Raw genomic sequence first — 12380 nt, forward strand, 5'->3', positions numbered from 1 at the left:
TTTTTGCTGTCCAATCCCATCTCAAACCTCCGTCCAACCCGGAGGCTTCTTCGCACAGCTATCCCGATCCCGAACCAAGGGCTCCGGCTAAGCGCTTACGGATTTAGCCGTGAACACGCGCCTCATTGCATTAAGCAGAATCGCAGAGTTGTTACAGTCTGCTTCAGCAATCACACGGTCGTAGGAAGCATGTTCAGGGGATTGATATCTCGGCGAATCTCGGAGCGTCGATCCTCGTTGGGGTTCTCGTTCCAGTAGCGTTGGAACCGAGCGCAAGGTCCAGGCGAGATGGAACAGGTGTTTTGTACGAAGCGCTCCACTGAAGCCGAGACACCACACTCACGTGCGAAACGAGATTGTTTGTTCGCAATGTACTATGTTTGTCGGAGCAAATGCGCCCAAATCTGCCATTGCGGCTGCTCGAGGAGGGGCACGGCCACTCGGCCGGGAGTGAGCTGGCAAAGCCAGCCTACCGGCCCGCGTGAACTGGGCAAAAAGTTTATCTGGGGAGGCCGGCGGGCGGAAGAGTAAAGCGATTGGATAATCTACGTGAATGGGCAGCGCCTGGGATTGATCGCCACAGGAGGGACACAGGCCGATCTTCACATGAAAGACAAAGCGGTTGTGGGCGCGAAGCTATCGGTCCGACTCTACTTCATCGAGAGCCTCATCTGGTGCTTGTAGTATGATCATTCGGAAAACTGATGCAAACTTTGCGCGAACGCGGCCCGTGGATTCGGATCATGCCTTAGTTTCGCCGGGACGGTGAGATGAGCAAGTTCAGCCAGGAAAAAGTACTGAGCGTCCATCACTGGACGGACAATCTCTTCAGCTTCACCACGACCCGGAATCCGTCGTTCTGCTTCCGTAGCGGTGAATTCACGATGATCGGGCGCAAGGTCGACGAGAAGCCGCTGCTGCGGGCCTACAGCCTCGCCAGCGCTCATTACGAGAACCGGTTGGAATTCCTCTCGATCAAGGCACCGAATGGTCCCTTAACCTCGCGTCTGCAGCATCTGAAGGAGGGTGACGAGATCATCGTCAGCCGCACGGCGACGGGGACGCTGGTCATCGATAATCTCGAGGACGGGCGCAATCTGCATCTTATCGGCACCGGCACCGGGCTTGCGCCGTTCCTGAGCGTCATCAAGGATCCCGAAACCTATTTGCGATTCGAGAATGTCGTGCTGCTGCATGGCTGCCGCCGCGTCACCGAGCTCGCCTATGGCGAGATGATCACGGAAAAACTGCCGTGCGACGAACTGGTCGGCGACTTCGTGCGCTACCAGCTGATCTATTATCCGACCGTGACGCGCGATTGCTTCTGTAACCGCGGCCAGGCCACCGATCTGATCGTTTCAGGCAAGCTGTTCGCGGAGATCGAACTGCCGGAACTGGAGCCGCAGCATGACCGCATCATGATCTGTGGCAGCCCCGGCTTGGTGCGCGATCCCCGCGAGCTATTGGTGGCGAAGGGTTGTCGATGGGGATCAAGGCAAGCCGGCGCAATTCGTGTTCGAAAAAGAGTTCGCAGAACGAAATAGATTCGTCTCGCAGAAGGAGGGCATATGAACCATGACGACAAGTACAAATCGCCATGAAGCATCGACGATGACAGACGAAGAGCGCGAGCTAGAGCGCTGCAAACAAGAAATTCTTCGTCTCACACAGCTGGTTGTGTTTCTCAAACGGCAGGTAGTGCAGCTTTCTGAAATCGTTTTACGCAACGTCGTAAAGAGCGTCGGGGGCGGAAAGTCGGAGCGCTCGTGAGTCTCTGAGCGACGCCGAAGTAGCGCAAACTGTTCGACGCGCCAGCTCGAAAAGTTGGATCTCGTACCTGAACCCAGCAATAGTAGGATAGGCGAATGATCGTCAGCAAGTATCAGTTCAGGCACGAGCTGCGGCTGTTGATCGACACGCAGATCAGCGGCTCGAGCACGTTCGAAGACTACGTGCTAGTCACACGGGAGCTGGAAGGCGAAAAACAGGCTGGAGCTGGACGCTGAGAAATTCCCCGACGAGGAGGTCGACGCTTGTGAATGATAGCGCCGGCCCGAGCGCTTAGCACTCGTTGATCAATCCTTGGGCGGACGCTGTGTTGGAATGGTAAAGCCCGCCTTTAGGCAGCCTATTGTGACCATGGTCTTGAAGCCCTAATTTCCGGTCATCATAGAAGAATTGCCGGTTAACGGCTCATAAGCTTGCTATTTGGTGCGCAGTATAGTCGCGAGATAGGCGCAGTGTGGTCAACGCGCTCCGAAGGAAGCGCGCGAATACCTCTCACACGAGCTTGACCATCCTCCTCGACGCGCCGATATACGCGAACCTGTTCGATGACGAAGGCGGCGAAGGCTACACCCTGGGCGGAGCTTCGTGTTCAAGTCATGCAGCAACTGCCGAGCAACCGAAACAAGCGTCTGGCCGAAGTCCTTTCATTTTTGCTTCGGCGTCTTGGTTCGCTCTTTGCAGAATTCCTCATCAGGCAACACGAGATAGACGTGGCTAAGGCTTAATGTGCTCGCGAGTTCGAACAGCGTCACTATCGTGGGATTGCGCCGGCCACGCTCTAAATCGCTGATGTATTGCTGAGTAAAGCCGGACGCCTCGGAGATCCGCGTGCACGCTTCACGTCGGTTGTGGCGCGCTATCACCGGCCGCGCCCCAGGACCCCCATTTTATCAGCTTTCGGCGCAGCGACGCGAACGATTGGCCTTCGCTGTGCGCACTCGATGGGCACTTGGCGCTTCTTATCGCGTCATCGCCGAAGTGCTGTTCGGCCGAAAATGCATCCCTGAACGCGGCTGGAAAACCCATGAGCTGCGCAGCCGGACCATCCGCCTGGTGCAAGCCGGCTTGGCTCTGATGCGCGGCGGCTATCGCGCATTACTGCATCCCCCATCTCGCAGGGAGTAGAGCAGGGGTGCCGAAAACCATCGGTCCATCTTCGGCATCCCCCTGAGCACTCCTACTCCGTCATGGTGACCGTCGACGCGCGACCGAACCCGGTCGCGCTCCAGACGACCACGGAGCCTCGCAAATGCCCGATCCGAACGCCGGCTTGCCGCCGCGATACCTGCGCACGCCCGAGGCGGCGCGCTTTCTCGGACTGTCCGGTCGCACCCTCGAAAAGCACCGCACCTATGGCACAGGCCCGACGTACCGGAAGCTGGGCGGCCGCGTTGTGTATGCGGTCGAAGACCTGACGGCGTGGGTTGACCGCGGCGCCAAAACGTCCACCAGCGATCCTGGCGCAGGCACAGTCCTGCCCGCGAAACGGCACACGCCGATTCCGTATGCGGGCAAGGAGCGGCGCTGACCTATGCCCGACAGCAACTCAACTGCAGGCGGGAGGCGGCGGTCAGAGCGCGACCAACTCGATCTGTTTCGCGCGCGTCCTGGCAATCTCGCTGCACGAGACGCGCAAGACTTGATGGCGTATCCGTTCTTTTCGCTAGCAAAGTCGAAGCGGATCGTCCCGATCGACTTCCGCTCGGGCACCATCACCATCCGTGTCGAAGCGGTGCCGGAACATGGCCTGGAGCACGATCTGGGGCGCGGACGTTCTGATTTGGGCTGCCTCACAGATTGTCGATGCTCGTGATGCCGGGTTGAAAACCTCGCGCCTGATGTTCACCACCCCCTATGACATCCTGACCTTCGTCGGCCGCGGCACCAGCGTACGCGACTACGACCGCCTCAAGGCTGCGCTCGACCGATTGCAATCAACCAGCGTCATGACCTCAATCCGACAACCGACAGAACGGTCGCGGCATCTCTTCTCCTGGAGAAACGAATGGAAACACACAAGCGATGTGCACAGGCATGCCCGTGCGATTGAGTTGATCTTACCCGATTGGTTCTACACGGGCGTTCTAAACGAATCGCTCGTGCTGACCATTGATCGCGCGTATTTCGATCTGACCGGTGGACTGGAACGTTGGCTCTATCGCCTCATCCGCAAGCACGGGGGTCATCAGCATAGCGGTTGGAGCTTCGGGCTCATGCACTTGCATGCCAAGTCCGGGAGCCTCGCGCCGCTGAAGCACTTCGCCAACGACCGGCGCCAAATCGTGCATCATCAGACCTTGCCGAGCTATCGGCTGGCTATCACACACGACCTGAATGGCGAAGAACGATTGAATTTCGCACCGTCCAGATCGACCCGCCTACGCGGCCATTGCGAAAGCTTGGCCTCATCAGCCCTGCAGGGGATAAGCTGTGAATTCGCTCGTGTTATCAGGGACTGGAAGACTCGTGCCATCGGGGACCCGATCCGCGTGCTACCGGGGACGAAATCGCACCTAAAACACTGCGACGGCAATCTTCCCAGCTCTCTTAACTTTACTAATATACTGACACTACCTTCTTGTTGTGAATCAGTACGTTGTGAACAAGTCGGCCGCGCGTGCAACGAGGATGCCTCATGCGCTTACTTTGTCACGCGCAAAGCCTCTCCGCAATGCGATTCTCGTCACGAGCGCACGCGCGCGGACGCGATCGCGCGCAAAATCACGCGATCAGCAGCATCGTTGTCACCACCGCGTTACGCTCGTTCGTTTCCGTTACTCGCTCGTCGAGGAGAACTCGCTAAGGTTCGTGGTTGGCACGGCCGCTACCACATGCCTGAATCTGGAGAATGGGCGGTCAGGCTAGCCAGCGCCCTGCTTGATGGCTTCAAAAGTGTGCATGAAGCCGCTGGCAGCAAAAGTAGCGATCTCACCCAAATCCCCGTCTGGTTGGGAGACGCCGCTCCGCCGCGGCGGAAGAAGCCGCTCGTGGAAACGGCCGGGTCGCGGAGGCCCTCAGGCCACCGCAGGGAGCCGGCCGCGCTTCACGCCCGCGCCAAACCGGAAGGTCGTGCCATCGATCCAGATCTTGTGCAGCAGCACGGCGAGCGTGCGCGCCACCGCGGTCGCCACGCGCTTCAGCCCCTTCTTCTTGGCCAGCCGCAGACCCCACAGCCGCAGCTTAAAACTCTTCGGAATGCGCGTGAGGATCGCGATCGCCGCCTCCTACGGGATCGCTCGCGTCAGCTCATCTCCGCATGTGAAGATGCTGCCGATCCGGTCGGTCTGGCCGGATCGATAGCGCCGCGGCGTCAGTCCGAAATGGGCGGCAACATTGGACGACTTCTTGAATCGCGCCGGATCATCGACGGTGGCGCGAAACGTCGGCGCCACGAGCGCGCCGACTCCGGGCGCCGTCATCATCCGGCGCACCGCGCTGTCGCTGGGCGCAGCCGCCAGCGCCAGGCGGTGCAGTTTTGCCAGCTGCAGCCGCATGGCGTTGCGGGCGTCGAACAGCGGTGCGACCATCGCTTCCAATTCTCTCTTTCCGGCCATGATCTCGCGCACCCGCGCGTCAAAACGGCCGACCGAGATCTCGCCGACCTTGAGGCCGATCGGGCGCAACAGGCCGTGGATCATGTTCTCCATGCCCAGCGTCTCGCCGCGCCTCGCCTTGCGCCCGACCAGCAGCGCGCGCTGCGGCTGTGCGCTCTCCGACTTGACATTAACCGTACGGAACCAACCGGTCCGCATCATCTGCGCAATGCCTTTGGCGTTGCGGCGGGTCTTGTTCAGCATCGCGTTCAGCGCCGCCTTGGCGTGCCGGCTCTCGATGCAGATCACGGCGAGGCCCTTTTCGGAAAGCGCCGTGAACAGCCAGGCCCTGTACGAGAACGCTTCCAGGCCGTGGATTCCGCATTCCACCAAGAACAGCTCGATCGCGTCCGGATCGGTCTTGAGTGTCGCTTCCTGGACGACGTTGCCGTCGCCGTCCACCACGCAAACATTCGTTGCCTGGAGCGACACGTCGAGCCCTGCATAAATTCCGTCGTTCGTCTCTACCATTCTCCGCCGGAACGCGCCGCCCGTTCCGTTCCCGGATTGTCGCGAAGCAACCGATCCATCGAAGCGTCATTACAGCCGTCCTACCGACGCAAAGGCTCCTCGCACGATGCGTCGGTGATAGCCATTCTCGGCACGTCCAAATCCCTCTCAACAATATGGAGCAGTCAGGTGAGCGACCTCACAACTGTTGAGCTCTTGTGGCTCGAGAAGCGCATCGAAAATCGAATCCGGTTCGGTAAACCTGCATCAGAGAAGATCGTTGATCATCACCGGCGCATTCTCTCGTTTTTGCCCGGCAGCATCTTCGCGTTCGTGCGCTGGACGTCCAACGACTTCGGAACCATCCTGTCTCGGATCGACATTTTACGCGCCGTCGCGCCAGGCCAGCGATACTCAACCGTGCCTTGGGTCAGCCCCGGCGGCGAAAGCCTGCTGCGATTAGCTGGTTGGCCAAAGGTCGAACGCGTTCTCCAGTTGATCGACTCCGTAGAGTCACTGGGCATCGATCCTGCCGATGCAGCCCCGGAGTATTGGCATCACGCCCACAACCGTCTTTCTGTCAACGAAAAGCCACGAGCTTATACCCGTGCACGCCACCAAGCGTGGCTCCATCGGCGCAGGTTGGCACTCTGATGGGACGGTTGGGGAACATTCTTGCGATGTGTGGGGCCACAATGCTCGCGCTCTGGCCAGTCAACAACACCTCACCATTGTACATCTGGAATGCCTCGGACAGCGTGCCGATCGGAGTCTATCGCCTGCAAGAGGCCGGACCATTGTACGTTACTGAGCTCGTGGCGGTTCGAACTCCAGACCCGCTCGCGACTTTTCTCGATCTCAACGGCTATTTGCCAAGCGGCCTTCCAATGCTCAAGCGTGTGCTGGCGCTGCCCGGCCAAACCGTCTGCAGAACGGGCCTCGCAATCATCGTCGACAGCATACAAATGGGTGAGGCAAGCGAGCGCGATCGTCGCGGCCGGCCGTTGCCGGTCTGGCAGGGCTGCTGGGTCATTGCTGAGGACGAAGTGTTTCTCATGAACTGGCAGTCGGCGGACTCGCTAGACGGCCGATATTTCGGACCTCTGCCGAGATCGGCCGTCATTGGGCGAGCGCTCCCGGTGTGGACCAGAGAGAAGTGACAATGCCGGCTCTCCCCTGTTGGCTTGTCATTTCTCCATACGGCCGTTCGCAACATCGTTCCTCCGTCTCGGCCAGCTTCTTGAGAATCGGCGCGCATTGCCCCAGGATCAGGCGGCCTCAAGGCCGGCTGGGAGAAACTTTATACTTGGCGGCAGTCCGCACAATGCGATGTGGGGCCACTGCTTGCTTTTTGGGAATTCTGCTGACGTTCGGACCGGCCTCGAGCGCCAGAGCGGAGGTCGCATCGCGGGCACCAGCTGCGCACTCCATAACCCTGCCTCGTAGCATTGCATACGCCGCGTTCGTGACCGAAGCCTCCCACCGGTTCGCGATCCCGGAGCGTTGGATCGATGCCGTGATGCAGGTCGAAAGTGGCGGTAATGCGCACGCCATATCGCCTCGAGGAGCGCTCGGGCTGATGCAAATCATGCCCGCGACCTGGGTCGAACTGAGCGCTCGTCATGATCTCGGTATCGATCCGTTTGATCCGCACGACAATATTATAGCTGGGGCAGCGTACATTCGCGAGATGCTCGACCGGTTCGGATCGGGAGGGTTTCTTGCAGCCTACAATGCGGGACCGAAGCGGTATGACGAGCATTTGACGACAGGTCGATCGCTTCCAGAAGAAACGCAAACATATGTGACCAGACTCGCAGCATTGATCGGAGTTGAGCAACGCAACAGCCGTGGTTCGGCCGCCAGACACGTCGTCCTGTGGCAGCAAGCTCCAGTTTTTGTTGAGCGATGCGGCAGCTCGTCCGCTGCCGACAACTTTGCATCAGGAGTGCGCACAATGAATTCGTCGAAGGCTGCGCCTAAAGCCGTTGCCCGTGCACTTGTACCTCGCGCGACGGGGCTGTTTTGGCATCGATCAATCAAGGTGCAGTCTCCGTGATAGCAATCGGATTTGGTCGCATGGCCTCGAAGGTTCTCACATGTTTGAGAATGGCCGGGAGGAAGCAGGGGGGAGCCGACCGCCGACGGCCGCCCGTAATCGGTCTGCGCCGGTAGTTGCGGCCGCAGCGCAAGTGGTCTGCGCGATGAATGACGCGCACAGTGCGCCGCCTCAGCAACGTGGGAGGCGTGTGATGGAATTCTTCTGTGGCCTGGATGTCGGTATGGACGAGACGGCGATCTGCGTGGTGGACGACAAGGGCAAGGTGGCGCTGGAGGTCGCGGTGGTGACCGATCCGGACGCGATCAAGGCGGCGTTGACGCCGTATCTCGGCCGGCTGCGGCGGCTCGGCCATGAGGCGGGCTCGCTGTCGCCCTGGCTGCATCCGGAATTGTTGAAGCTCGGTCTGCCGGCAGTCTGTCTGGAAACCTTCCACGTCCGCGCCGCGCTGAAGGCGCAGCGCAACAAGACCGACCGGACCGACGCGCTCGGCCTGGCACATTTGATGCGCACCGGCTGGTTCCGCAAGGCGCACATCAAGAGCGCGGCGTGCTACCGGCTGCGGCTGTTGTTGACGCACCGGCGCAATCTGAAGCGCAAGTTTGTGGATCTGGAGAACGCGATCCGGCATTCGCTGAAGGTGTTTGGCATTCGCCTCAGCCATGTTGGCCGCGGCGGATTCGCGCAAGCGGTGCGCGAGGCGGTCGCGGGCGATGCGCTGGTCAGCGAGCTGATCGACGCCATGCTGAACGCGCGCGCGGCGCTGTGGACGGAGTACTGCCGGCTGCACGATCTGGTGGTCAAGCTGGTCGCCGGACATGAGCTGTGCCGGCGCTTCATGCAGATCCCCGGCGTGGGGCCGGTGGCCGCCCTGAGCTTCATGACAGCAGTCGATGATCCTTCGCGCTTCAAAAGGTCGCGCGATGTGGCGGCGTATTTTGGCCTGACCTCGCGGCGCTGGCAGTCCGGCACGTCGATCGACGTGCAGGGGCGGATCAGCAAGGCGGGCGATGCCGACGTGCGGCGGGCGCTCTATGAGGCGGCCAGCGCGTTGTTGACCCGATTCAAGCGCAAGGACAAGGTCAAGAGCTGGGGGCTGGCGATCGCCAAGCGCACCAGCCACCGCAAGGCGACCGTGGCGGTTGCGCGCAAGCTCGCGGTGATCATGCATGCGATGTGGGTCGATGGCACGTTTTACTGCGGCGATCCGGCGGCCTCGCAGGCGGACGTCAACGCACGTGCGAGAGCCAAGGCGCGCAAGCTGCTCGGCGCCCATGCATGACCAGAACACAAATGTGACGAATCCAATGACACCATGAGCGCAACAGTTTGAACACGGAGCTCCGCGACAGCGGAAGAGACCTGGTGCAGATCAACGACGACGGAACGCACGCTATCTTGCCTGTGGCCGCGCACGTGACGTGCAAGCTGGACCACGCCGGACTGCCTGTGATGTGGCTCCGTCATGCCGATGGAAAATTGCGTCGCGACGGCATCCCCGCTGCCCTGCTGCAGCGACGTTACGCCGTCGATGAGCGCGGAAGAGTGCACGGCGCACCGGGACTCGCGGCTGTGGTGGCGCATCGCGTCCAGGCGTGGCGCCGAGGGCCTTGTCGCAGAAAAGAAAGGAAGCGAGAATGGGTGAGATCAAGCGCAAGCAACGACCGATTAAGAGGGCAGGATAAAAGCCGCAAGGTGCGGCCGGTCGGTTGTGCGAGAAAGCGTATCGATTTCAATGATCAACTAAACATTGCGGCGACTCGGAGAAAAGTTCAGCTTTCCCCAAGGCGCTGTTCTTACACGGTTTTCGATGCCTTGCGGCGGCCGGAATGACGCGCGACGATGATCTTCGGATCCGTCCCGGCCGTATCCGTTCCACGCGCGCGCCCCGGACAAAGCTGTTTCTGGCGCAGGTACTCACAGCCGCTCAGAAGGCCGGCGGCCTCTCGCGAGGTAAGGATGGCCACGGCCGTAAGTTTGGACGCGGCCGCGCCGCGAGCATCGCTGCGGCACGGCTCCTCAACGCCCGCGGCCGCGGCGCTATCGTCAAGGCGCGGGTGGTACGGCGGATGCGTTCGCCGGGCGCGTTGCGCGGCCATATCGGTTACCTGCAGCGCGACGGAGTCACTCGCGACGGCGCTCCGGGCAAACTATTCGACGCTGCGGGGGATGATGCGGACGGTCGCGCGTTCGTCACGCGTTGCGAGGGTGACCGCCATCATTTTAGGTTCATCGTCTCGCCTGATGATGCTGGTGAACTTGCCAGCCTGCGTAGCTTCACTCGGGAGCTGATGGACCAAGCCTCGCGCGACCTTGGCGCACGGCTTGACTGGGTCGCGGTCGACCATTGGAATACCGAGCATCCGCACATTCACATCCTCGTGCGGGGCCGTACCGATGACGGTGCCGACCTCGTCATCAGTCGCGATTATATCGCTATGGGCTTGCGCGCCCGCGCCAGCGACCTTGTCACGCGCGAACTCGGCCCTCGTTCGGAGCTCGAGATCCGCCAGAGCCTTGAGGCGGACACGACAGCCGAACGCTGGACCAGGCTCGATCGGACGCTTGCCCGGGAAGCGGGGACGGCGGACGGCGTTATCGATTTTAGGTTCGAGCGGGATGCCGGGCGCGATCCATTGCGGGAAATTCGGATCGGGCGGATGCGGACGCTCGAGCGGCTCGGCTTGGCGGAACCTGCTGGCCCCGCGGTCTGGGTTCTGGCCGCCGATGCGGAGGCGAGGTTGCGAGAGCTGGGTGAGCGCGGTGACATCATCAAGCGGCTGCACAAAACCCTCACGCGGGACGGCGCCAGCCGCACCCCCGCATCCTGGGCACTGGAGGGCGAAACTCATGGCGAACCGATCGTTGGCCGTCTCATCGCGCGCGGGCTTGATGACGAGCTGAAGGGCACAGCCTTTGCCATTGTCGATGGGATTGACGGGCGCGTGCATCACGTGAAGCTTCCTGACGTCGAGGCGGCCGGCGATGGGCCGATCGGCGGGATTGTGGAACTGCGCCGGTTTGCGGACGTTCGTGGTCGAACACGGATTGCGCTCGCGGTTCGCTCGGAGCTCGTTCTGGACCACCAGGTCGCGGCGGATGGAGCAACGTGGCTAGACCGGCAGCTCGTTGCGCGAGATCCTGCCGAGCTCTCGCGCAATGCGTTTGGCGCGGAGGTTCGTGCAGCACTTGAACGGCGCATCGACGTTTTGGCCGACCAAGGGCTCGCCCAGCGCGATGGCAACAAGGTCCGGCTAAGCCGCAACCTGATCGAAACCCTCCGCGACCGCGAACTCGATGTCGTCACACGACGGCTCATGGAGGAAACGGGGCTTCCGCACCTGTCATCTGATGTAGGTGAGCAGATTTCGGGGGTTTATCGTCGACGCCTCTCACTGGCCTCCGGGCGCTTCGCGATGATCGACAACGGCCTCGGCTTTCAGCTTGTGCCCTGGTCGCCTTCGCTCGAGCGGGAGTTGGGAAAGCAGGTCAGCGGCATCGCCGGTCCAGGCAGCGTGGACTGGGACTTCGGGCGCAAGCGCGGCCTATCGCTCTGACCTGAGGCGATGGCGCTGCACTACGCCGAATTGCACGGCAGGGAAGACTTGGTTGCCTCGCGCGACAGGTCGAGGCGGAAAATGGGAGAGGAGCGATAGTGAGCAGCGAATAGCGAATGGAGGGTCCACCGTTCTGAAACGATCTCTTCATCGCCTCCGGGTTCCCTCGACCTTGGTGGCGCTCGATCATCGACTGGACGCAGCTGTGTGGAAAAATGCGCCGTTCACCTTTAGGTCGCTGAGACTCTCAACGGCTAAATCGGACAGCAGAACCCTTCGAATCTAGATGGCCATCCCCTGTAGCGGAAACGGCATGGGACCTTCGATCTTCAAGTGATCGGAAGGTGTCTGGCTGTGGCGTGATGGCGGTGACGATACTTCCGTGCGTGCTGGTCTCGGATGCTGATGGTCAGATGCTCCGCAGAAGACTCCGGCGCTTCGCGCACCGACTTTCCGACCGGCAGAGTCCAGTTTGCTGGACCAGTTGTGGGCGTGTCATCGAGCGGGCGAATAACGATTTAACCTGCTCGAATTTTGTCTGGAGGCATTCGCGCGAGGTTATCCGCGCAGGCAGGCCCGCGAGCAATCGGACAGCTCCGGGCCGGCAAGCCGGCTTTGATAGCGGATAGCCGAAGTGCAACCCGAATCGCGCAATGAAGATTTGGCGAACGCCAGTTCGCCTGTCCCAGTTTCCAGAGAGACCGCAACAGCTGACGTACAACATCCAAGCATCTGGCTGACCAAGGGCATCAACAGGCGACCGGCTGGAGGGGACTCGCTCGACACGATGTGCGGGAGTATCTAGATGACCGTCGGCCCGGCAGTGTCGTCCCATTGTCAAACGCCATCCGGAACTGCCCCCTTTGCGTCATGAAGAACTGCCCCCACCATCGCGATTATGATCTCGGTTGAAGGTTGTTTCCGCCGGTGGCG

10 protein-coding genes and 4 pseudogenes are annotated in these 12380 nt (G+C 61.0%); 12 read left to right on the top strand and 2 right to left on the bottom strand.

Annotated features, from left to right (window positions below; genetic code table 11):
• Positions 1 to 770: 770 nt before the first annotated feature.
• The 4 genes and pseudogenes from IVA91_RS29585 to IVA91_RS29600 form a co-directional block, all read left to right on the top strand.
• A pseudogene (locus IVA91_RS29585) lies at positions 771 to 1572 on the top strand (ferredoxin--NADP reductase).
• Between the two features lie 3 nt (positions 1573 to 1575).
• Positions 1576 to 1770, top strand: a complete 195-nt coding sequence (locus tag IVA91_RS29590) for a hypothetical protein (protein ID WP_247278034.1) — start codon at positions 1576 to 1578, stop codon at positions 1768 to 1770.
• Positions 1771 to 1865: 95 nt separating this feature from the next.
• Positions 1866 to 2006, top strand: a complete 141-nt coding sequence (locus IVA91_RS29595) for a hypothetical protein (RefSeq protein WP_247459846.1) — start codon at positions 1866 to 1868, stop codon at positions 2004 to 2006.
• A 222-nt stretch (positions 2007 to 2228) separates the two neighbouring features.
• Positions 2229 to 2362 (top strand): annotated as a pseudogene (locus tag IVA91_RS29600) (DUF736 family protein); the annotation flags it as partial.
• Between the two features lie 70 nt (positions 2363 to 2432).
• On the opposite strand, the pseudogene IVA91_RS29605 reads toward IVA91_RS29600, so the two are convergent.
• Positions 2433 to 2615, bottom strand: a pseudogene (locus IVA91_RS29605) (helix-turn-helix transcriptional regulator); the annotation flags it as partial.
• 1 nt (position 2616) lies between these two features.
• On the opposite strand from IVA91_RS29605, the gene IVA91_RS29610 reads away from it, so the two are divergent.
• The 3 genes and pseudogenes from IVA91_RS29610 to IVA91_RS29620 all read left to right on the top strand — a co-directional run bounded on the left by IVA91_RS29610 (position 2617) and on the right by IVA91_RS29620 (position 4222).
• Entirely contained in the window at positions 2617 to 2913 is a 297-nt protein-coding gene (locus IVA91_RS29610) for a DUF2285 domain-containing protein (RefSeq protein WP_247278032.1), read from the top strand.
• A 124-nt stretch (positions 2914 to 3037) separates the two neighbouring features.
• Entirely contained in the window at positions 3038 to 3316 is a 279-nt protein-coding gene (locus tag IVA91_RS29615) for a helix-turn-helix domain-containing protein (protein WP_247459848.1), read from the top strand.
• A 3-nt stretch (positions 3317 to 3319) separates the two neighbouring features.
• Positions 3320 to 4222: pseudogene (locus tag IVA91_RS29620) on the top strand (replication initiator protein A).
• Between the two features lie 790 nt (positions 4223 to 5012).
• Here IVA91_RS29620 and IVA91_RS29625 read toward each other — a convergent pair.
• Positions 5013 to 5852: an IS110 family transposase gene (locus tag IVA91_RS29625; protein ID WP_247459850.1), complete on the bottom strand. Its 840-nt coding sequence runs from the start codon at positions 5850 to 5852 to the stop codon at positions 5013 to 5015.
• Between the two features lie 168 nt (positions 5853 to 6020).
• On the opposite strand from IVA91_RS29625, the gene IVA91_RS29630 reads away from it, so the two are divergent.
• From IVA91_RS29630 to IVA91_RS29650, 5 genes are all read left to right on the top strand, one after another.
• The gene (locus tag IVA91_RS29630; protein ID WP_247278030.1) at positions 6021 to 6485 is read left to right on the top strand and encodes a DUF2840 domain-containing protein; all 465 of its coding nucleotides are present in this window, start codon (positions 6021 to 6023) and stop codon (positions 6483 to 6485) included.
• A gap of 41 nt (positions 6486 to 6526) precedes the next feature.
• Positions 6527 to 6991, top strand: a complete 465-nt coding sequence (locus tag IVA91_RS29635; protein ID WP_247278029.1) for a S26 family signal peptidase — start codon at positions 6527 to 6529, stop codon at positions 6989 to 6991.
• A gap of 305 nt (positions 6992 to 7296) precedes the next feature.
• On the top strand, positions 7297 to 7890 hold the full coding sequence (locus tag IVA91_RS29640; protein ID WP_346015540.1) for a lytic transglycosylase domain-containing protein: 594 nt from the start codon (positions 7297 to 7299) through the stop codon (positions 7888 to 7890).
• A gap of 193 nt (positions 7891 to 8083) precedes the next feature.
• Entirely contained in the window at positions 8084 to 9172 is a 1089-nt protein-coding gene (locus tag IVA91_RS29645) for an IS110 family transposase (RefSeq protein ID WP_247459851.1), read from the top strand.
• 547 nt (positions 9173 to 9719) lie between these two features.
• Positions 9720 to 11447, top strand: a complete 1728-nt coding sequence (locus IVA91_RS29650) for a DUF3363 domain-containing protein (RefSeq protein ID WP_247419232.1) — start codon at positions 9720 to 9722, stop codon at positions 11445 to 11447.
• The last annotated feature ends 933 nt before the right edge of the window (positions 11448 to 12380 follow it).

This window comes from Bradyrhizobium sp. 153, from assembly GCF_023073835.1.
In the GTDB taxonomy this organism is placed as follows: domain Bacteria; phylum Pseudomonadota; class Alphaproteobacteria; order Rhizobiales; family Xanthobacteraceae; genus Bradyrhizobium.